This is a genomic window from Paraburkholderia aromaticivorans (genome assembly GCF_012689525.1).
Classification (GTDB): Bacteria; Pseudomonadota; Gammaproteobacteria; order Burkholderiales; family Burkholderiaceae; genus Paraburkholderia; species Paraburkholderia aromaticivorans_A.
Genome location: NZ_CP051514.1, coordinates 1,910,171 through 1,931,425, shown reverse-complemented (window position 1 = coordinate 1,931,425; position 21,255 = coordinate 1,910,171). Strand labels below are relative to the sequence as shown.

Here is a 21,255-nt window from a genome sequence, read left to right as displayed (position 1 = left end):
ACTCCTACGAAGACTCCTACGAAGACTCGCGCGAAGGCCCGGTCTACTCCTCGAACAAATCGGGCCTTTCGCTGGCAAAGCGCCGCAACTCTGCAACGACTTCCTCCAGATGACAGTGCATCGCGTGGGCCGCAGCTTCGGCGTCACGCTCCGCGATCGCCTCGAAGATGCGCACGTGCTCCTCGAGTGTATGAATATGACGTTCCGGACTCCCCAGCAACTGGCGCGCACGATCAAGCGCGCCGCGCGACGTGGCGACGATTTCCTTCACGCGAGGCAAGTCGATAGCGTCGAGCAGGATCGCGTGAAAGGCGAGATCGAGCAGGTGAAATTCATGGCGCAATCCTTTGGCCACGGCTTCGCGTTGCTTGTCGAGGTTGGCGGCGAGCGCCTCCAGAGTCGCATCGGAACGCGTCGACGACAGGCCGCGCACGGTCTCGACTTCGAGCGCGCTGCGGATAAACAGATGCTGGCGGATGTCGTGAATCACGATCGGCTTCACACGCGTGCCGCGTTGCGGCAACACCTCGACGAGCCCAGCGGTTGCAAGCTTCGCAAGCGCCGCGGACACCGGAAAACGCGACACGCCCATCCGTTCGCAAACCGCCTGCTTGTCGATCATCATTCCCGGCTCCAGCGCCAGCGTGACGATAGCCTCGCGCAACGCCTCTGCCACGGCGTCGGTCAAACTACTCCGTTCCCCGCCCTGCAGTTTCTGCAATGCGGCATAAGGGTCGATGGCCGCTGACTTCATGGATCAAGAGGCTCACGGAGAGCTTGATTTACGACTAACATGCTAGCATGCTAGGTGGAGAAATCAGTGCTGTCAACGCGTGCTAACGCTTGGAGTGTGGCCTCGTATGTGCTTGCCGGCGGCGCTTAGTGCGAGCCATACGCGCGTACCAGCCTGGCTGCCGCACCCGGTCACCCTTGGGGGGCGTCCAATGACCACGATCACGAACCTGTCCGTTCGGGACATTCGCTTCCCGACCTCCCGCTCACTCGATGGCTCCGATGCGATGAATGCGGCGCCGGATTATTCGGCCACCTACGTCGTGCTCGAAACAGACTCACCGGAACAGATGGCGGGACACGGACTCACCTTCACTATCGGCCGGGGTAACGAAATTTGCGTGACCGCGGCGAACTCGCTGGCGCCGCTCATCGTCGGCAAGACCCTCGAAGACATCGTTGCCGACATGGGTTCGTTCTGGCGCGCCTTCACGTCAGACAGTCAGTTGCGCTGGATCGGTCCGGAGAAAGGCGCGATTCACCTCGCGACTGCCGCTATCGTGAATGCCGTGTGGGACCTGTGGGCGAAGACGGAACACAAACCGGTCTGGAAACTCCTGGTGGACATGAGCCCGGAGGCGCTGGTGCGCTGTCTCGACTTCCGCTACGTCACAGATGCACTGACACCCCACGAAGCGCTTGCGATCCTGCGGCGCCACGCGGCCACCAAAGCTGAGCGCGAAACGGAGATGCTGGCAAACGGCTATCCGGCTTACACCACGTCGGCGGGCTGGCTCGGTTACGACGATGAAAAGATCCGCCGCCTCGCTCGCGAAGGCGTGGCCCAGGGATGGACGCACTTCAAGCAGAAAGTCGGCGGCAATCTCGACGAGGACGTGCGGCGCGCGCGCATTCTGCGCGACGAAATCGGCGCTGATCGCAAGCTGATGATGGACGCCAACCAGGTGTGGGAAGTCGACGAAGCCGTCGCCAACATGCGGCGCCTCGCAGAGTTCGATCCCTGGTGGATCGAAGAGCCGACGAGCCCCGACGATATCCTGGGGCACGCGGCCATCCGCCGGCGCGTCGCCCCGATCGGTGTGGCGACCGGCGAACATTGCCAGAACCGCATGATGTTCAAGCAGCTATTGCAGGCGCAGGCGATCGATTTTTGCCAGGTCGACAGTTGCCGGCTCGGCGGTCTCAACGAGGTGCTCGTCGTGTTGCTGATGGCGGCGAAGTTCGGTGTGCCGGTATGCCCGCACGCGGGTGGTGTCGGGCTGTGCGAGTACGTGCAGCACATCGCTCTGTTCGATTACATCGGCGTGTCGGCATCGCTTGAAAACCGCGTACTCGAATACGTCGACCACCTGCACCAGCACTTCGTCGACCCCGTCGTGATTCGCAACGGACGCTATAAGCCGCCGCAACTGCCCGGCTATAGCATCGAGATGCGCGCCGAGTCGCTCGACGAATTTCACTTTCCGCAAGGCGCGGCGTGGCGGGCGTGAATTTTTCCCAGGCATTCCCAGAATATCGAGCGACCGTCCGAGAACGTACACTCGTCGTTACTCCCTGTGCTGAGAAAAACTGTGTCTGCCATCACCTGCATCGAAGATTTACGCGTGCTCGCTCAACGGCGCGTGCCGCGCATGTTCTACGACTACGCCGACAGTGGCTCATGGACCGAGAGTACCTACCGCGCGAATGAAAGCGACTTCCAGCGCCTCAAGCTGCGCCAGCGAGTGGCGGTCAACATGGCGGACCGCAGCACGCGCACGGAAATGGTCGGTCAGGAGGCCGCCATGCCCGTAGCGCTCGCGCCGACAGGCTTGACCGGCATGCAACATGCCGACGGCGAAATCCTCGCTGCACGCGCGGCGGAGAAATTCGGCGTCCCGTTCACCTTGTCCACGATGAGCATCTGCTCGATCGAGGACGTTGCCGCCGAGACCAGCAAGCCGTTCTGGTTCCAACTCTATATGATGCGCGATCGCGATTTCATTGTGCGGTTAATTGAGCGGGCTCGTGCGGCACGGTGCAGCGCCCTGATGCTAACGCTGGACCTGCAGATCCTCGGCCAACGCCACAAGGACATCAAGAACGGGCTGTCGGCGCCGCCCAAACTGACCCCAGCGAACCTCATTAATCTGGCGACCAAGCCGCGCTGGTGCCTCGGCATGCTTGGCACCCGGCGACGCACCTTCGGCAACATCGTCGGTCATGCAAAGGGTGTAGGCGATCTATCGTCCCTGAGTTCGTGGACCGCCGAACAGTTCGATCCGGCGCTGAGTTGGGCGGACGTCGAGTGGGTCAAGAAGCTATGGGGTGGCAAACTCATTCTGAAAGGCATCATGGATGTCGAAGATGCGCGCCTTGCCGCCAACAGCGGTGCCGACGCGCTGATCGTCTCCAACCATGGCGGCCGCCAACTCGACGGTGCACCCTCTTCGATCTCGGCACTCCCCGAGATCGCGCGTGAGATCGGCTCGCGCATCGAGGTGTGGATGGATGGCGGCATCCGCAGCGGCCAGGACGTGCTGAAAGCCGTTGCGCTCGGCGCCAGGGGCACGCTGATCGGCCGCAGCTTTCTCTACGGCCTGGGTGCGATGGGAGAGGCTGGTGTCACACAGTGCCTGCAGATCATCCAGAAGGAATTAGACATCACCATGGCCTTTTGCGGCCACACTGACATCCGTCAGGTGGATGAGCGGATCCTTCTGCCTGACAGGCGTTGAAGACCGGCGCCAGGCGCGACATCGTCTTCTGCACACAACGGCCGGTGCGCACCGAATGTGCTCCTCGGCACCTTGCCGAACCGACCGTTGAAGTCAGCGATGAAGTGGGACGCGTAAGCGTCGGCCGCCTCCTTCGTACTGATTTCAGCGTGTGCTGACACGATGCCAACGATCAGACTCGCCGTCGATATGATCCAGTCGTTCGCACCGAGCAGCGCGGCGCGCAGCCAGCCAATCGAGTTGATGCGATGGGCTTCTTCATGTCCCTTGCGCAGCCTTTGCGAGACCTCAGTAGTTTCGCTCGCCATGGTTTTGCCCAGACGGCGCTGCTTAAGGCAGCATCCGCTGCAATACATGGTCTCTTAGAACAAAGCGATGGAACAGAGCCGCGCCGACATGCAGAGCGATCAGTGCGAAAAGCACCCATGCGAGGATGCCGTGCACATCGCCCATTTTGTGACCGAACGCCGAGCCTGGAGCGCTCAGCGCCGGATAGGGAACGACGCCCAGTAAGCGAACCGTCCACCCGCGTGAGGATGCGTTGATCCAGCCGAGCACTGGCACCGCGAGCAAGGCGGCATAGAGCAGAAGATGCGTGACGCGGGAGAGGATGCTCAGCACCGGCGGCAGGTCGTCCGGTATAGGCCTATGGGTCAACCGCCAGATCGCCCTGACCACTATCAGTGCGACAAGTGTCGAACCTACGCCGAGGTGCCACGCGATCAGGCCAACGAGCTGCGTGTCCTTGTGGACGTCGGGCATCGTCCAGCCGATCACAAACTGCATTGCGATCAACAAAACGGTGAGCCAGTGGAGCGCACGCGCGACCGCGTCATATGCCGGGCGCGTACTTGCGTTGACCTTGATCACTCCCAATCCCCCGTTTTTCAGCACAACGTTGTATTCGATAATAGGAGCGGCCACCGACGCCCAGATCAACTGCCGGCACATGCTCGTCGCCCATACTAAACGATGCTAACCGCCTCCACCTTAAGGAAATCTGATGCTCCGCACGGAGTGATCCATCTGTCCAGGCTCGATCGCTGCGAACACGTTTCGATCCTAGAACGAGCTTATCGTGCCAGCTTTCGATCGCGCGCACGTTACACGACTTGGTGAAGAAAACGCATTCCGGCCTGCGCCAGCCGCGGATTACCGACCTCAGATTGCCAATCGATGGAGGCCGGTCGCAAGCGCCTCGAAAAGCACCGTGTTGCTGAAGGACTTCCGCGACCCACCTGGCTCTAACAAAGGCGGTGCGGCTGCTCATGCGCAGACACCGGCCATTTCCGCCGTTCCCGCGTGCAATTGTGTCGGAATGTCGCGGCGAAATGCATTCATCACAGCACGTCGAAATGCACCATTTTTACGCATCAAACGATGCTATAATTCGTGCATACATTTCCGGAGATTCCCCATGCGTACAACTATTGCGCTTGATGACGACTTGATTGCCAAGGCTCAGGCCTATACGGGCGTGGAGGAAAAAACGGCCCTCGTGCGCGAGGCGCTAAAGGCCTTGATCCAGCGTGAAGCCGCGAAACGACTCGCGAACCTTGGCGGTAGCCAACCGGGCATCAAGGGCGCGCCGCGTCGCCGGCAGGACGTCGAATGATTCTTGTCGACACGTCGGTCTGGATTGACCACATCAGCGCTTCTGATCCTATGCTGATTACCCTGCTCGCCCAGGAGCGTGTGCTGGCTCATCCATATGTCATCGGCGAGATTTCGCTCGGTAGTCTGCGTGACCGTGACGTCGTGCTTGGCGCCTTGCTCGATTTGCCGCGCGCGCCAGTTGCAACACCGGAGGAGACGTTTTATCTGATCGACCATGAAGGGTTGTTCAATCGTGGAATCGGCTATGTCGATACGTCACTGTTGGCGTCCGCGCGCCTACAACCCGGCATCACCATCTGGACGCGCGATAAGCGATTGAAGAAAGTAGCCGATGAACTCAATCTCGGTGCGTTGCTCGCGCACTAGATAACGGAAGAGCCCACATGCCTTCAATCTATCCTTGTTTGCACATCGACTGCACAAGCGACGCAGCGATGTGCTGGGTCCCTTCGCTGAGGTTGACCTGACGTATAGCTCGCTGCGGGTTACGACTGCCGACGGCAGCGAAGAGGTGATTTCTCGCCGTGTTGATGGGATCGACGCATGGGAATATCGCGGCAGCTAATAGTCACCGTTTTGTTTGTGGACTCGCCTTCGGCTCCGCCAGTTACCGAAATCGCGATCAATGCAAGTGAGGTCTGACGCCGCCGAAAAGCACGACATGTTGATAAAACCGAAAAGGTCTCTTGGCAGCGTTGCCTCTGGCTCTCGCTGTGTTGGCAATTCTGATTGTCGCCCCTCGCCGCTTAAGCGCGTTTCTCGCATCCTCGCTACATTGGGTGCGGCCTCGACGCGCGTCGGCCGCCCTCCAGACGCCACGGCAGTTGCCCCGAACACCACCCCTCGCCTACCACTCAGTAGGCCGCGCGTAGGGCCTCAGTGGCGAGAGCAAGCCGCGACGCGATGACCTTCACCAGAAAGCGATGAAACTGCTGCGCGGCTGCAGGGTTGTCTCGCTCGAGAGCAACGAGCGCGGCCAGCGACAGCCTGCGCACGCGCGTCGGCACCTCGGCGAACACGTCAGCGCTGCGCGGCTGCTGCGTGTACACGGCCATTTCCCCAACGACCGTGCCCGCGCTGGAGGCGCGCAGCCTCACCGACCGCCCGTTACCAAGCGGCAGCGAAACCGCGACCCGCCCGCGCTCGATGATGTACAGCGCATCGCCCGGCTCCCCGCGAAGAAACAGTGGCTGGCCACTTGGCAGGTCATGCACTTCGAGATAGGTGAACAGTGCGTTCAGCGAGCCGGCCGTGAAATACGGCGCGAGCATCGCGTGGATGTCGTCACCGCGTTTCAGCGCGACCGCGCTTGACTCGAGCAGTTTGTCTTCGACCCATTCGAGGCCCGCATCGAGCGTGTCGAATTCACGAATCCGCAGATTGAGCGTACCGGTTTTAGTAAGCAGATCGCGCGAGCGCGGCGGCAGCGCGGTCAAGACCAGGTCCGTCTCCGTCGCCGCGCAGAGCTGCCGCAGCTTGACGAAGCTGATCGATACGGACGCGTCCATGCCCTGGGTCGACGCGAAGTCAAGCACGACGAATCGGACCGCCGCCAGATCGCGCGCGACGAGCCGCTCGCGTATGCGTTGGAGGATCGAATTGGCCGTGCCGAAGAACAGAAACCCTTGCAGGCACATTCCGCACACCTGTGCGCCAAGTCCGCGCAATGCTTCGGTCTCCTCGATGTTGCGCTCGACATTGGATGTCCGGGTGCGGAGGTCGAATTCCATCCGGATGCAACTGACCCGGCCGTAGAGCAATGTGAACATCACGCAAGCGGCGACGACGCCTGCGACCACGCCGACGATCACGCCCCAGCCCGCGATCGTGCCGAGAATGATGGGCACGAGCAGGTACTCATACCAATTGAGCTTCGCATAGGCGCCGACCACCCACTGCACGAGGAGGCGCAGCCCCATGAAAAGTTGGAGGCCGACGAGCACCGGCACGGGAAACAGCGCGACGAGACCCGGTGACGCGGCAAGTACCACGAGGCACGCGAGCGACGCGAACACGCCCGCCATCCGGCTCGTCGCGCCGACGCGCGCGTTGAGCATCGAGCGATTGAACGATTGATAGCCGACCATTCCACCCAAAAGCCCGCTCGCGAGATTGGCGAGGCCCGCAGCCCGCATCTCGCGATTGAGATCGACCTCCTCGCCCGTCGCCGCACCGATTGCCGTCGAATTCATCAGGATTGTGACAGCCGAGGCCGACGTGACCACGAGGCTCTCCGGAAGGTGTGCAGCGATCGCCGGCCAGTCGATGCCACCGTGCCGGAGCTGCGCTGTCAGGTGCAGCTCCGGCAGCCCGGCGAGCCGCAGTGCCACGCGCGGCAACAGCAACCCCATGCCACGCGCTTCGTCGATCGACAGGTCCGCAGCGCGCAGCAGGACGTAAAAGAGGGCGATCCCGAAGGCCAGCGTGAGCGGCAACGCGGCGACGTGCATCCAGGTGCGCATCAGGATGGTGGCCAGCACGCCTACGACGAGCGCGGGGAGCCACGCGAGCCAGTGAAGATGAGTCAATAGCACGAGCGTCTGCCATTTCAGGGACTCGCCCGTCATCACGCGGAACGCGCCGGCGAGGAGCAGATAGCCCGTGCCAGCGAGGAAGCCGCCGAGGACCGGATAAGGCAGGAACTGCAGCGAGCGGCTGCGCTTCGACGAGCCGATTGCGTAGAGCACGATGCCGGTCACGAGCGAACAGAGCGCGATCGCGATCAGCACGGTCAGGAGGAGAGTCTGTGGGGAGCCGCCGTCCGCGCGCACGCTGCTCGCGACGCCTGCCGCCACACCCGCGAGAAATGCCGCCGCATTGCTGTCGGGGCCACCGATGTTCAGGCGCATCGAGCTCGTCAAGGCAATCACGAGCGCCGTGACGACACAGCTGACGAGCGCGGTGGGCACGCCGAGCATCGCGTAGCGGGCCAGATCGGCGCTGAAGATCATCGTGCCGAGGCTCATCGCGTAGCACAGCATGACCAGTGCCGATACCGCCCCAGCCGCCAGATCGCCGGGCAGCCCCGCGAGACGCGAGCGCGGCCGGACATCGGAGACGGAAACGGTCTTGCCCGGCTTCACGTGAATTCCCGGTGGAATGCAGTGGCACGATGGGGAGCGATCCAGTATCCGTCCTCGATCGATAGCCTGTCAAACGCCAGACGTGGTGCGTGGCGGACGCCTACACTGGGTAATCATCGGCACGATCCCCGACAGGTTCGGGGCCGTTCGCATCGGCCATCGGCGTGGGGCTTTCGTCTGCGCTTTGAGCCCATGGGAAGGAACCGGAAGCGACCCGCGCGGCAGAGCGGCGCGCGCCGCCCGGCATTGGATGCAGGCGGCGAGCATGGATATTGAGCAATGGCTGGAGGTCCTGGGGCTTGAGCAGTACGCGCAAGCGTTCGCGGCGAACGACATCGATCTGTCGCTGCTCGCGCAGCTGACCGATGGGGATCTGAAGGAGCTCGGGGTACAGTCGCTCGGCCACCGCAAACGCATCCTCGCTGCGGCCGCGCGGGACTCGGCCGCAGCGGCCCCGCCAGCGGCGCAGGCGCCCAACGCCCTGGACACCCCCGCGGACGAACGCAGGCAGGTCACGATCCTCTTTGCCGATCTCTGCGGCTTCACGGCACTGTCGCGCACGCTCGATCCGGAGGAACTGCGCGCGCTGATCGGCCGCTACACGGCGCTCGTCGACGGCATCGTGCTCGCCTATGGCGGCACGACCGACAGACACATCGGCGATGCGGTGATGGCGCTGTTCGGCGCTCCCCGCGCGCACGATACGGACACGCTGCGCGCAGCCCGCGCGGCGCTCGACATCCATGACGCGCTGACACAGCTGAGCGCACAGGCGGCGCGGACGTTGCAGGCGCACATCGGCATCGCCAGCGGCGAGGTGGTCGCGGGCACGCTCGGCTGCATCGACGCGCGGGACTACACCGTGACCGGCAATCCAGTGAACCTGGCCGCGCGGCTCCAGGCCGCGGCGCCGGCCGGTGAGACCTGGCTTTCCGATGACGTGGCGCGCGCGCTCGGCGACGCCGCCGTCTGCGACGCGGTGGGTGAGCAACGCTTCAAAGGCATCGACACGCCGGTGCGGGCCTGGCGGCTGCGCGCCATCTCGAGCGAATCGCCGAAGGCGAACCAGAGCCGCTTCGTCGGACGCCAGGCCGAGCTCGAGCAATTTCACGGTATCGTCCACGCGTGCGTCGCGAGGCGGGCCGGCCACGTCGTCCATGTGCGCGGCGAAGCGGGCATCGGCAAGACGCGTCTCGTCGACGAGATGCGCCGCTACGCGCAGTCACAGGGCTTCGCGATCCATCGGGGCCTCGTGCTCGATTTCGGCGTGGGCAAGGGGCAGGATCCCGTGCACGCGATCGTCGGCAGCCTGGCCGGCCTGCCGGCCGGCGCATCGAGCGACGCGCGGCAAGCCGCCGTCGCGCGTCTTGCCGCCGACGGCGTCGTCAAGGCCGAGCAGCACGCCTTTCTCCACGACCTCCTCGACCTGCCGCTCGCGGGAGAATGGCGGGCGCTCTACGACGCGATGGACCACGGCGCGCGCAAGCGCGGCAAGCAGGCGCTCGCCACGAGACTGACCGACAACGCGTGCACGCAGGCGGCGACCCTGATCGTCGTCGAAGACCTGCATTGGGCTGACCCCGAAGTGCTCGACTATCTCTCGGCATTCGCCTCGGGCATCGCGAACGGCCCGGGTCTCCTCGTAACGACCTCGCGCGTGGAAGACGATCCGATCGATGCGACGTGGCGCGCGCGTTGCCGGGACACCCCTTTTGCGACGATCGATCTCGGGCCGCTCCGAAAGGACGAGGCCCTGAGCCTCGCGGGCAACTTCATCGACGCGACGCAGCGTGTCGCGCTCGTCTTCATCGAGCGCGCGGGCGGCAACCCGCTGTTCCTGGAGCAGCTATTGCGCAACGCCGAGGAAGGCAGCGGCAGCGCCGTGCCGGCCTCGATCCGGAGCCTCGTGCTCGCGCGGATGGACCGGCTCGCGCCGCGCGACCGCCTCGCCTTCCAGGCGGCCGCCGTGATCGGCCAGCGTTTCGACATCGCGTTGCTGCGACGGCTCATCGACGATCCCGGCTACGTCTGCGACGGCCTACTCGCCAATGCGCTCGTGCTGCCGGAGGGCGAGGACTTCCTGTTCGCCCATGCGCTGATTCAGGAGAGCGCGTACTCGACGCTGCTGCGCGCGCGCCGGCGCGCGCTGCACCGCTGCGCGGCCGACTGGTTCGCCCACGGCGACCCCACGCTGCACGCCCAGCATCTCGACCGCGCCGAGGACGAATGCGCGTCGCAGGCCTATCTGGCCGCCGCGGACGCGCAACGCGCGGCCCACCTTGTCGAGGCCGCGCTACGCCTCACCGAGCGGGGCCTCGAGATCGCGCACACAGACGCGGACCGCCACGCCCTCAACTGTTGCAAGGGCGAGCTCCAGCGCGATCTCGGCGACATCGCGGGATCGACCGCCACCTATCGCGCGGCGCTGGCGGCCGCTCCCGACGACGCCAGTCTGTGCCGCTGCCAGCTCGGGCTTGCGGAAGGCCTGCGCGTGAGCGAAGGTCTCGACGAAGCGCTAGATCTGCTCGCAGCCGCGCAGCGGATCGCGGAGCGCGACGACCGTGTCGCCGAACTCGCGAGCCTTCACCATCTGCGCGGCAACATCCTCTTTCCGCTCGGGAAGATCGACGCCTGCAACGACGAGCACGAACTCGGACTCGCCTATGCGCGGCGCCTCGGCCTGCCGGAGGCGGAGGCCCGCGCGCTCGGCGGCCTCGCCGATGCCGCGTACGCACAGGGACGGATGCGGACAGCGTTCCGCCATTTCAGCGATTGCGTGGCGTTGAGCCGCGAGCACGGATTCGGCCGCATTGAAGTCGCGAATCGTTCGATGCAGGGCTTCAGCCGCATCTATCTGAACGACGCGCGACAGGCGCGCGAAGACGCCGTGGCCTCCGCGCACGCCGCCGGGCTGATCGGGCAGCCGCGCGCGCAATTGCTGGGCGAGACGCTCGGCGTGTTCGCCTGCTACGAGCTCGGCGATATGCAGGCTGCGCGAGTCCATCTGGAGCAGGAAATGCGGGTGATCCGGCAGTTGGGTGCGCGCCGCTTCGAAGCGCAGAATCTGGAAATGCAGGGACGTGTATGGCTGGACGATGGATGCCGAGGCGAAGCGGTGAAAGCGCTTCGCGAGGCGCTCGCGATCTCGCGCGAAGTAGGCACGCAGTTCTGCGCGCCGAAGGTCCTGGGCGCCCTCTCCCGCGCGGTCGACGAGAACGACGAGCGTGCGCGGCTCCTGGCAGAAGGCGAGAACCTCCTGCGCCTCGGCGCGGTCGGCCACAACCACCTCTGGTTCTACCGCGACGCCATCGAAGCGATGCTGTCGGCCGCCGATCCAGCCGGCGCGCTGCGCTACGTGGCGGCACTGGAGGACTACACGCGGCGCGAACCGCTGCCTTGGGCCGAGCTGTTCGCGGCGCGCGGTCGCGCGCTCGCGCACACCCTGCAGGAGCCCGCGGACGAAGCCGTGCGATGCGAGCTTGGGCGCGTGCGAACCGTGCTGCTACAGGCGGGCTTCAGGCAATACCTGGCCGCGGTCGATGGAGCACTCGCCGCGTGAGGCGAGCGTCACGCCAGTACCGCGTGCCTATTCGTCCGGCCGGTTGAGGTCGCGCGTTCGCCAGTCGCAGCCCTCAAGGGAACGATACCGCGCGGACAGAATCGTTTAATGGGCCAACGCCCGCTCGGGCTGGTAGGCGCAGTTGCTGCAGCGATCCCGATACTCGCGTCTGCCAAGGTGCGAGTGTCAGGAAAGGAACCTGTCGGCAAAGTCTGATGGCTTCCGGACGATACGGGCACGAACGACTGTTATCCGCTTGGAACCTGACCTTGACGTGGCGCCGAGACGAATGACGGGGCTGGGTCCCGCGCTGCCGATGCCAGCCTTGCAAGGGTCTGGCCGCCTATGCCGATTTCATGGATCAGCAGTCGGCCACAAGACGTCATTTGTCGTCGCCTTCATGCGGCCATCCGGGATGGCTGCTCCGATCAGACAGCGGACCCTCAGACCCAAACGGTAAGGATGCCGCTCATCGTAAATGATTCACTCTGCTGTTGGCGGGCGCGTCCGATTACGATGCCCGTCGCTGCCTCGTCGATTCTGCAGTCACGCACTCGGCAGTTGCGGGCGCTTTGGCTGCGCCGTGGGACGATCGGCGAAGTCGGGCGCCTGGACTGTCACCGTTGCCTGCAGGGCGAAGAGAAGCACGCGTGATCCGCTTAAGATCCGGCCTGCCGCACCAATAGGATCGCGTGGCCACGACTTTACCGGGCAGGAGTGGCCGACGATACAACTCACACCGTCCGCACACGAAAGTCCGCTGACAGGCGTAGCTGACGTGTGAACCCCGGGTGCAAGCGTTGGTCATTGAACGTTCATGGCCGGATTTTGCCTTTGCTCGTCAGTCAGTTTTCAGCTCTTTCTGGAAGTTTTCGCGACAAATGGCGTGGGTGTGTGCTGAACCTTCTCGCTTCCACACTTCGGACAAGCTGGACGAGCGGTTTCATGTTCAGCAAGATGCTCGGCATGTTCGAACATTTCACCGCACTTCTCGCACCTGTACTGGTAAGTCGGCATGGCATTCCTCCAACGAGAATCCCGCACGTCGTGCTGGCCAGATACTGCCAGCGACGCCCGGCAGTGTAGTAATAACCCATTGTAGTGCAGGAAAGTGCAGGAAACGCCCGAGTACGCGTGTCGCGCAGCGCTCATCGTACGCGCGGCAGGCAACACCGGTACCCCGTCCGCGGCCTGGTGATTGCAAGCACCAGCGCCCCGCATTGGTCGCGTGCTGCTCGCCGTGACGGGCCGCACACCCGACCGGGCCTGTATCTCTTTCCAACCGCTTGCGGACGAAGGCGCAACCCATGGATGCTCACGAACTCGTGACGCGGCCGGCACAGCCTGTCCACCGTCTGGTGCTGGTCTGGGACGCGCCGGTGCGACTGTTTCACCGGCGGGTGGTCATGCTGGTCACGGCGGCCTATGTCACTTTGAAGCTGAACTGGATCGACTGGCACGTCCGGGTCGGCGAGACTCTGCTCGCGTTGGTCATTTCCCGGCTGCTGTGGGGCTGCTTTGTCAGTGCGACCGCGCGCTGTCGCAGTTTCGTGGCACCGCCCGCGGCTGCACTTCGTCATTTGCGTCACCTGTTTCGCCGCGACACGCTAACGCGGCGGTGCTGACGGGCGGCGGGTCAGGCAATACACCGGCTACCACCCCAGGAAGTCAGCGCATACCCGGTGGATTTCGCATACTGTCGGCGATACATAGCGATGCGGCGCCCCGCGTCGAAACGAGGGCCGTTCGATCGCCTGCTCCGGAGTTCCCGCAGGCGTCTGCGGGTTTTTCCCAGTAGATGGGCGGTTTGGTCAACATGTATGCCCAGTCCCACCGGTCGTTCTTTTGTTCGGTTACCTAAACGATGTAGTTGACCTCGTTGTACGAGAAATTGTGGCTGGCCATGAAGGTTTACATCGGGATTTTCGAGGAATGCTGGCATGAAGGAGCTATCCGTACGCCGGCTCTCCGTCGCAGGTGAATCAGTGCTGCCTCGCGTTCAGCAACATCCAGACTTGTCGCGTCGGCGGCCCGGCGAGTGCGCGCAAATACGCCGCAGCAGCGCTCGCAGGTGCAGTGCTCCCCGATGCGCGCATGCTTCACGTTGCCAACACCATTAAGCGTCATCTCGTCGTACGGGTTTGTGGCGGCATCTGGCCGCAAAGGTCAGTGCACGCCGCGCAAGGCTGAATCCACAGATCCATTCAAAGAGCGATAACCCGCCTCGCTTCAGACTCGGCAACCGGCTACGGCGGTCACTCCATCGACGGCGGTTCCATTGGTCCGGCAAACAGTGCGCGGTCGAAGAACGAGTCGTCCAGTTCCAATATTTCATCGTCGCCCAGAAGGATCACGACTAACTGCCGTGAACCGTTCCCGGGCACTTCCGCGACCTCTCCGATGGTCTGCTTCGGCGTCCGGTCGTCCGTAAATCGCACCCAGTAGTAGCCCGGCACTACGGGTCGCGCGTCCATCCACTCCATAACTAATGCCCCTTTGATCTGGCGAAATCGATCGTTGCCGCATCGTCGAGGTTATCGCTGCGGCCTGGACGGCGGTTTCACGCAAGTATAAGTCTGGATCGCTGCGTCGGGCGAACTGCCGAGTCCGGCCACTCTGCCAACTCGTACCGTCGATCAGTGGCTGACTCCGGGCGAAAAACACATGCGGGCCGTGCGATCGTGTCGGGGCACTGATCCTTTGTTGCGGGCGACGCAGTGCCCAAGTGCGTCGTAGCGGCGGCTCAGGTTGTGAAAGCCGAATGCGATGCGCTTATCTGGTTCGATCCAGTCGCAGTCGGGAATCACCAGCGTGCAGCTTTGGTGCACGCGCTCGATGGAAAACTGTCCGGAGAGTTTTGTCATAGTTGCTGCCATCCTTCATGACCCGTCGCAATTTGCATCGGTGCGTATCGCCATAAGCGGTCGAAACCGCCTGCACGTGCCGTAAAGACGCAAAGCTACGTTCGAGATATGTCCCTTCTGCGTAAGGCCCCTGCGCTGAACCATGTCATCGCGTGACGTTGTCACGCCCGGGGCTTGTTTGCACGGTGCCACTATCAGTAGCAATCGCGCAAAGCGCCCGAGCTCGTATCTGTGCCGACAGCAGCGTCTGCTCGCTGGACGAGCCGATGCGAATGGACGGATCAGCCCAAGCACAGACCAAAAGTTGAGGCTCGCTGGCCACAACAGGGCTACACTCAAAATGGGACAAATTCCGGAGCAATACCATGACCGACGCTACCCCCCAAAGCACATTTCGCGGTCTTCCCCTGACGCCGGAGCAGGACGCAGAAGTCAGGCACTACATAAAGAAAAAAGAGCAGCACGGCGCGCCGTGGGACACGCCGGAGTTGGAGGCCATGCTTCGAGACATGCTGGAGCCGCCGAGCGACGACGACGGAGGACTCGGTTCCGCCGTGGACGAAACGAAAGCGGCCACAGAACGCGCGACAGCTTCGATCGACGAGACCATGGAACCCATTGAAGCCTCCGAAGAGCGGAATGCCGCGATGGAAAACGAGGGCATGAGGGGACCGAGGCGTTGAATCCCAGGCAGCGCTCGCGACTGATGTTGAAATTTGCCCTACGCGTTAGGACCGTAGCATGACCCTGTTGGGAACCCGGAATCACATCGATTGCGGCGCCGCCGGTCAGCTCTGCAATCAGCGCCCCGCACCGGCGAGAAGACGGGACTCGCCGTGTACTTCGATGCCTGCGCCCCAAAGACTACTTCCGGAGGACAATGAGACATCTTCTATCGATGTACCCTTATCCGTACCGGATTGCGCGGATGTTGTATCCGTGGCGCCGTTTCGATGTATGTCCTATCCGCGACAGGGGGGATCGTGAAACGCGATATGAATCTGGCATTCGCAATACTGAAGACTCTCGAGGAAAACAAATCCCCGCACCTCAGCGAATTTGACATTGAAAGCGCGCTCAAGGATGCGTTCGATGTTTCGAACCGGGGTGTGTGGTATCAGTTGAACCTGCTGTCCGACGCAAATCTCGTCCGCTCGACGGGTAGCGATTGGCGGCTAAGCTGGGATGGTCACGAGTTTTTGAAGTCGGCGGTCCCGAAATCTTCGAAGGCGCCTGAAGGGTGACCTAAGCGCTGGAAACATCCCCCGGCTTTCGCGAAGAAAACCCGATTGCCGGGGCATCGCACAGCAGGCGCGGAACGCAATAGCAGTTTGCCGAAGCGCGTTCGATTCCACGACTTGATGACGGCCGCGCCCCAACGTCCAGCCAGCCGGCTTTGTACAGCGGCATGTGCGGATACTCCTGGTCTGAGGGGAATATGGACCAGTTAAAGCATGCGATGTTTGAATATCACGAGCGCAGCAAGCATCGCCTCAGCGGCTATGCCCCCGGCCCCGGGAAACTCGACTGGGCAACCCAACCGAATCCGTTCCGGGTGTTTGACGGCGCACCGCGCATTGGTCTGCCGTTAGCTGCGGATAGCCTGACTACACGCTACAACGAACTGCGCTGCGGCGCTTTGCCACCCGCGCGCAGATTCGATCTTTCCAGTCTGGCAATCCTGTTCGAACTTTCGCTCGGCCTGTCGGCGTGGAAATCCTACGGCGCCCAGCGGTGGGCTCTGCGCTGCAACCCTTCGAGCGGAAATCTCCATCCGACCGAGGGCTATCTTCTGTGTCCGACTCTGCCCGGCTTGTCCGGTGGGGTCTACCATTACCTGAGCCGGGACCATTCCCTCGAATGTCGCGCTGCCGTTAATGACGAGCGATGGAGCGAGGCGTTCCCGCCAAGTGGCGTCCTGGTCGGCATAAGCTCGATCCCCTGGCGCGAGGCGTGGAAATACGGCATGCGCGCCTGGCGCTACTGCCAGCACGATTGCGGCCATGTCATCGCCGCGGTGAGTTACGCAGCGGCAGCGCTTGGCTGGCAGACGCGGCTGATGGAGGCGGCTGCGGACGACGCAGTGGCCAACCTGCTTGGATTGAACCGCGGAGAAGATTTCGGGAAGGCAGAAGCAGAGGTGCCGGATGTCTTGCTCTGGATCGGCAACCCTGCATTGCGGCCTGCTCTTGAGCGCATGCTGATCGTCCTGGATAGCGCACAGTGGCACGGACGCGCGAATCAGCTGAGTCCGGGACATGTGAAGTGGCCGGATATCGATTCTATCCATCTCGCCACGCATAAGCCCCGTTCGCGCGAACCGACCTTGCCGAATCCGGAAGAGCACCCGTCGCCCGCGTCGCCCGCCCTTGACCTCAGCTTTGCCCGGATCGCTCGGCAGCGCCGCAGCGCGGTGAATTTCGACGGTACGACGTGCATCGCCAAGGCGGCGTTTTTCAGCATGCTGGCGTGCCTGTTGCCACGTCATGATACGCCGCCGTGGAACGCGCTGATGTCTCCTGCTGCAGTGCATGCAGCGCTAATGGTGCACCGCGTGGGCGACCTGGAGCCTGGCCTGTATATGTTCGTGAGAAATCCGGGCGCGCTGCCGGATCTCAAGCGGTCTCTACGTCCAGAATGGCTGTGGCAAAAGACCGGCCCCGATCATCTGCCGCTCTATTTTCTGTTGCCTTACGATTTGCGCGCCACGGCAAAGTTGATGTGTTGTCACCAGGATATCGGCGCCGATGCCTGCTTTGCGTTGGGGATGATCGCGGAATTCGGAATCGCGTTGAAGCAGCCATGGCGTTATCGCCATCTGTTCTGGGAATGCGGCATTCTTGGCCAGGCGCTCTATCTCGAAGCCGAAGCCGCCGGCGTGCGCGCGACAGGGATTGGCTGCTTTTTTGATGATGAAATGCACGCACTGCTCGGTGTAGAGGATCACACCTGGCAAAGCCTGTATCACTTCACCGTCGGCCGTGCGATAGACGATCAGCGCCTGTCCACATGTCCACCGTATGAGGTTCAGCCTTGAAGCAAGAGCCTCACCTCCCGATCGTGGTGAGGCGATATTTCCGACGAGCGCCCGGCGATTGAAAGTCACCCATAGTCCTCGTTTTCCTTATCAATGCGCGGCGAACCAAATGACCAGGCCGGGCCGCGTGGCTGATCGCGCAGTAGCATCGCCAACCGCGGTTTGAACGCCTGGAATGTCACGACTCTCTCCCAGTGGATGCACAACCTTCGGCAGGAAAAATGCCTAGATCTCGTCAGGTACTTCCTCGCCGAACTTGTCTGCAACATAGGCACGCATGGCTGCGATCAGCGGAGTGTTTCCGTAGAAGCAAAAACCCGCCGGTGTGGATGCTGCGTAACCGCCATGGTGTAGTGCGCCAGCATTAGTGTTGACCCGGGGCAGACAGTAGTCTTCGCGTTCGATGATCGGCCCGGCCTGAGCCCAGTCCGTCGACGGCGAAAAGGCTGCATCAATCTCGACAGACTTCCCTTGTTTGTTGTCGCAATCAATATACGCCACCCAGCACAGGCCATCCTCCACCCTTGGGTTTGATAGGCCTTCCGCTCTGGCAACCCAGTAATCGAGTTGCGCAGCTTCCAGATTACTTGTCTTCACAGGCTCTCTCCATCGGGCACTGCCTAGCCGAACTTCCTAACGACATAGCAACGCATAGCCGCTGCCAGATCACAATCTCCGAGCCGCCAACCACTCCCCGACAGTGCCTGGGCCGCGATCCCGCAGGCCGCCCGACCTGAGCGATCCACTGTTCGACAACTGAATCAACGATAGAACTGATCTCGTTTTTGCTCGTGCTCAATGATCGGTTGCGCCTGCTCTGGGTCCGTCGATGGGCCGAAAACTTCCCGCTCGACGGATCGCCTGACATCGACGCCGCTTCCCGACACCATTGCCAACAGGATGGTACTGGCCGGTTGCCGTCTGTGGCAAAGTTCGCTGATCGATCCACAACTGCCCATCGCACTGATCGCTTTACTGTCCGGAATTGAATGTATAAGGGACCTACAGATGGGACACGATCGAGCCCGTCTCGGTCCTTCACCATCCGGAAGCGGCGACATGAATTCAATCATTGATCTCTCTGGCAAACGTGGGCTGATCGTCGGGCCTAGCGAATTTCCCTGGCCACGGTCTGCAACTGCCTGAAGGCGCGAAACCGCGCCTCGTGCAGTGCCGCAATGTCACCCGTGTCCGACTCGTAGATCCTACAGATCTGCGACATTCTGGCCATCCCCGAGCGCACGTCGTCGAACAGGCCGCCAGCCACGCCGCCCAGGATCGCCGCGCCCAGTAACACGGGCTCTTCCGCCTGCGTCGCAAGCACGGGTTTTCCCGTCGCATCGGCAAGCAGTTGCCGAACGAGATCGAGTCGCCCCGCGCCGCCGCTGATCACCACCCGCTCGATCGGTGCACCCGCCATCGCTTGCGCTTCGATGATCTGGCGAAGGCCGTAACCGATGCTGCAAATGCCGGCAATGTAGAGCGCGACCAGACTGTTCAGGTCGTCCTCCATTCCAAGGCCCGCAATCACGGCTCTTGCGTGGGGGTCGGCCAGCGGGGCGCGGTTTCCCAGGAACTCCGGGACGACATGCAGGCCGTCGGCCAGCAACGCCGCCTCCGACAGGCTGTCCGCCGCCTGCACCGCGAGACCGGCGAGCATCACCGGCAGCGGGTGGCCCTCGTGCTCTGCTCGACGTCTGGCGTCCGGGGCTGCGGGGTGCATCGAAAGCAGTCGTTCGATCGCCGCGCCCGCTACCGATTGGCCGCCCTCGTTGAGCCACACGTCCGGCACCATCGCCGAAAAATAAGGCCCCCACACGCCGGGCACGAAGACCGGACTGCGGGTCGTGGTCATCGTGCACGACGAGGTGCCGAAGACGTAGGCGAGGCAGGACTCGGGCTCGCCGTCGGCGCCGACCGTGCCGATCCCCCCGGCATGGGCATCGATCACGCCGGTGGCGACCGGCGTTCCGGTTCGCAGGCCGAGCTGCGCGGCGGCGTCTGCGGTCAGTCCGCTGCCCAACGGCGTTCCCGGGTCGACGACGGTCTGGCCGATGCGCGCAAAGGCCTCGTCCGCCAGCACGCCGAGGCCGACGCTCCGAAAGTAACTCTCGTCCCAGCGCCGCTCGTGCGCCAGGTAAGTCCATTTGCAAGTGACCGTGCAGGTGGATCTCGACAGATCCCCGGTCGCGCGCCAGGTCAGGAAGTCGGTCAGGTCGAAAAACTGCCACGCCGCCTCAAAGACGCCCGGCCTGTTCTCGAGGAGCCACAGCAGCTTCGGTGTCTCCATTTCCGGCGAGATCTTGCCGCCGACAAACTTCAGCACCTCGTGGCCGGTCGTATTGATGCGCTCCGCCTGTGCAACGGCGCGGTGGTCCATCCAGACGATGATGTCGCGCTCTGTTTGCTCGGAAGGGCCCACCGGCAGGGGCTGGCCGCCCTTGCCCAGTACGACGAGCGAGCAGGTGGCGTCGAAGCCGATGCCGGCGACCTGAGCGGGTGAGACGACGGCCTGCGACAGCGCATCCTCCACGGAATCGCAGACGGCGTTCCAGATTTCGCTGCTCGACTGTTCGACGATGGAGCCGCTCGCATGGAACAGCGTGATGTCGCGCTTGGCCGAGGCGACCATGCGACCGGCAATGTCGAAGATTCCGGCCCGGGCGCTGCCCGTGCCCACATCCACGCCGATGACATAGCGCGCATCGCGCGTGCTGCCTGTCGCGCTGGAGGTCGGGTTTTCTGAGGTCATAGCTCGCTGCCTGTTGACTGGCTGCTCATTGCCTTTTCGGGGAGGCGTTTCACGTTGACGGCGAGCCACGCCAGCGCGCCCGCGTCTGGCACGCGTTTCAGAGATCGACGTTGTTGGGAAGAATCACGAGATCGCGGATGGTCACGTTGCGCGGCCGCGTCAGCATGAAGAGCACCGCATCGGCGACCTCCCTGGCCTGCATCAGGCTGCCCGAAGCGAGCGCTTCGTCCATCTTCGCTTTCGGCCAGTCGTCGAGCAGCGCCGTGACAACCGGGCCCGGGGCTACCGCGCCGACCCGCACACCATGCTTGGAGAGCTGGCGTCGGGTCGTGTGGACGAAGGCCTGCACCGCAAATTTGGACGCGGTGTAGATCGGCTCCCACACAACCGGGACGATGCCCGCAATGGAACTGGTAAAGATGATGTCACCCGATTTCTGCGCGACCATGTGCGGCAGCACGGCATGGACCGATCGGAACGCGGCATTGACGTTCAGGTTCAGTACGCGATCCCACTCGTCCGGGTTTCCGTCCACAACATCGCCGCCGACGTAGGCGCCGGCGTTGGCATGGAAGATGTCGAGGCCACCTGCCAGCTCGAGGATTCTCGGTACCATCCCGGATACTTCCGACGGCTGCAACAGATCCACGGCCAGCGGCAGTGCGTTTGGCCCCAGTTCTGCGCACAGTTGCGCGAGCCTCTCCTTCGCACGGTCGATCAGAACGACCTTGGCGCCTTCCGCGACCAGGGTGCGCGCGCACTCCAGGCCGATGCCCGATGCCGCGCCCGTGATGGCGGCTACTTTTCCCTTCATGGATTCACTCATTGACTGGTCTCCTGTGTCGACCGCAGTGAGCGCTTTAGCGCTTACTC

At 63.1% G+C, this 21,255-nt stretch carries 18 protein-coding genes and 1 pseudogene; 9 read left to right on the top strand and 10 right to left on the bottom strand.

The window, feature by feature from the left end; all coding sequences use genetic code 11:
* Positions 1 to 43: 43 nt before the first annotated feature.
* Positions 44 to 754, bottom strand: a complete 711-nt coding sequence (locus HF916_RS09070) for a GntR family transcriptional regulator (protein WP_168788574.1) — start codon at positions 752 to 754, stop codon at positions 44 to 46.
* A 190-nt stretch (positions 755 to 944) separates the two neighbouring features.
* Here HF916_RS09070 and HF916_RS09065 point away from each other — a divergent pair, with 190 nt between their 5' ends.
* Together HF916_RS09065 and HF916_RS09060 are read left to right on the top strand one after the other, a co-directional pair.
* Positions 945 to 2,243 carry an L-fuconate dehydratase gene (locus HF916_RS09065; RefSeq protein WP_168788573.1) on the top strand — a complete coding sequence of 433 codons (1,299 nt, stop codon included), beginning with the start codon at positions 945 to 947 and terminating at the stop codon, positions 2,241 to 2,243.
* A gap of 141 nt (positions 2,244 to 2,384) precedes the next feature.
* The gene (locus HF916_RS09060; RefSeq protein ID WP_277352255.1) at positions 2,385 to 3,470 is read left to right on the top strand and encodes an alpha-hydroxy acid oxidase; all 1,086 of its coding nucleotides are present in this window, start codon (positions 2,385 to 2,387) and stop codon (positions 3,468 to 3,470) included.
* On the opposite strand, the gene HF916_RS50750 is transcribed toward HF916_RS09060, so the two are convergent.
* Positions 3,431 to 3,778: a hypothetical protein gene (locus HF916_RS50750; RefSeq protein WP_168787332.1), complete on the bottom strand. Its 348-nt coding sequence runs from the start codon at positions 3,776 to 3,778 to the stop codon at positions 3,431 to 3,433. The two genes, HF916_RS09060 and HF916_RS50750, sit on opposite strands and share 40 nt — an antisense overlap.
* 22 nt (positions 3,779 to 3,800) lie before the next feature.
* Positions 3,801 to 4,421, bottom strand: a complete 621-nt coding sequence (locus HF916_RS09050; protein ID WP_168788571.1) for a cytochrome b — start codon at positions 4,419 to 4,421, stop codon at positions 3,801 to 3,803.
* Between the two features lie 466 nt (positions 4,422 to 4,887).
* Here HF916_RS09050 and HF916_RS09045 point away from each other — a divergent pair, with 466 nt between their 5' ends.
* Positions 4,888 to 5,085 carry a type II toxin-antitoxin system VapB family antitoxin gene (locus HF916_RS09045; RefSeq protein WP_046565138.1) on the top strand — a complete coding sequence of 66 codons (198 nt, stop codon included), beginning with the start codon at positions 4,888 to 4,890 and terminating at the stop codon, positions 5,083 to 5,085.
* A complete protein-coding gene (locus HF916_RS09040; protein ID WP_168788570.1) occupies positions 5,082 to 5,453 on the top strand; it encodes a type II toxin-antitoxin system VapC family toxin in 372 nt (123 codons plus the stop codon). Before HF916_RS09045 ends, HF916_RS09040 begins: the two co-directional genes overlap by 4 nt.
* Positions 5,454 to 5,941: 488 nt before the next feature.
* Here HF916_RS09040 and HF916_RS09035 read toward each other — a convergent pair whose 3' ends face one another.
* Positions 5,942 to 8,170: a SulP family inorganic anion transporter gene (locus HF916_RS09035; RefSeq protein ID WP_168788569.1), complete on the bottom strand. Its 2,229-nt coding sequence runs from the start codon at positions 8,168 to 8,170 to the stop codon at positions 5,942 to 5,944.
* Positions 8,171 to 8,435: 265 nt separating this feature from the next.
* On the opposite strand from HF916_RS09035, the gene HF916_RS09030 reads away from it, so the two are divergent.
* Positions 8,436 to 11,729, top strand: a complete 3,294-nt coding sequence (locus tag HF916_RS09030) for an adenylate/guanylate cyclase domain-containing protein (RefSeq protein WP_168788568.1) — start codon at positions 8,436 to 8,438, stop codon at positions 11,727 to 11,729.
* 852 nt (positions 11,730 to 12,581) lie between these two features.
* Here HF916_RS09030 and HF916_RS09025 read toward each other — a convergent pair.
* Positions 12,582 to 12,746 carry an FmdB family zinc ribbon protein gene (locus HF916_RS09025; RefSeq protein ID WP_168788567.1) on the bottom strand — a complete coding sequence of 55 codons (165 nt, stop codon included), beginning with the start codon at positions 12,744 to 12,746 and terminating at the stop codon, positions 12,582 to 12,584.
* 290 nt (positions 12,747 to 13,036) lie between these two features.
* Between HF916_RS09025 and HF916_RS09020 the strand changes: the two are divergent.
* Positions 13,037 to 13,333: pseudogene (locus HF916_RS09020) on the top strand (cytochrome b/b6 domain-containing protein); the annotation flags it as partial.
* A 651-nt stretch (positions 13,334 to 13,984) separates the two neighbouring features.
* Here HF916_RS09020 and HF916_RS09015 read toward each other — a convergent pair.
* The gene (locus HF916_RS09015; protein ID WP_168788566.1) at positions 13,985 to 14,212 is read right to left on the bottom strand and encodes a hypothetical protein; all 228 of its coding nucleotides are present in this window, start codon (positions 14,210 to 14,212) and stop codon (positions 13,985 to 13,987) included.
* A gap of 153 nt (positions 14,213 to 14,365) precedes the next feature.
* A complete protein-coding gene (locus HF916_RS09010) occupies positions 14,366 to 14,593 on the bottom strand; it encodes a hypothetical protein (protein WP_168788565.1) in 228 nt (75 codons plus the stop codon).
* Positions 14,594 to 14,958: 365 nt separating this feature from the next.
* Here HF916_RS09010 and HF916_RS09005 point away from each other — a divergent pair, with 365 nt between their 5' ends.
* The 3 genes from HF916_RS09005 (at position 14,959) to HF916_RS08995 (ending at position 17,630) form a co-directional block, all read left to right on the top strand.
* Entirely contained in the window at positions 14,959 to 15,276 is a 318-nt protein-coding gene (locus HF916_RS09005; RefSeq protein ID WP_168788564.1) for a hypothetical protein, read from the top strand.
* 300 nt (positions 15,277 to 15,576) lie between these two features.
* Entirely contained in the window at positions 15,577 to 15,837 is a 261-nt protein-coding gene (locus HF916_RS09000; protein ID WP_240975196.1) for a DUF2513 domain-containing protein, read from the top strand.
* A 194-nt stretch (positions 15,838 to 16,031) separates the two neighbouring features.
* Entirely contained in the window at positions 16,032 to 17,630 is a 1,599-nt protein-coding gene (locus tag HF916_RS08995) for a SagB/ThcOx family dehydrogenase (protein ID WP_168788563.1), read from the top strand.
* 225 nt (positions 17,631 to 17,855) lie between these two features.
* On the opposite strand, the gene HF916_RS08990 is transcribed toward HF916_RS08995, so the two are convergent.
* The 3 genes from HF916_RS08990 to HF916_RS08980 form a co-directional block, all read right to left on the bottom strand.
* Positions 17,856 to 18,227 carry a phage protein NinX family protein gene (locus tag HF916_RS08990; protein WP_168788562.1) on the bottom strand — a complete coding sequence of 124 codons (372 nt, stop codon included), beginning with the start codon at positions 18,225 to 18,227 and terminating at the stop codon, positions 17,856 to 17,858.
* Between the two features lie 511 nt (positions 18,228 to 18,738).
* Positions 18,739 to 20,382, bottom strand: a complete 1,644-nt coding sequence (locus HF916_RS08985) for an FGGY-family carbohydrate kinase (RefSeq protein ID WP_168788561.1) — start codon at positions 20,380 to 20,382, stop codon at positions 18,739 to 18,741.
* A 97-nt stretch (positions 20,383 to 20,479) separates the two neighbouring features.
* Entirely contained in the window at positions 20,480 to 21,208 is a 729-nt protein-coding gene (locus tag HF916_RS08980; protein ID WP_168788560.1) for an SDR family oxidoreductase, read from the bottom strand.
* Positions 21,209 to 21,255 lie beyond the last annotated feature (47 nt).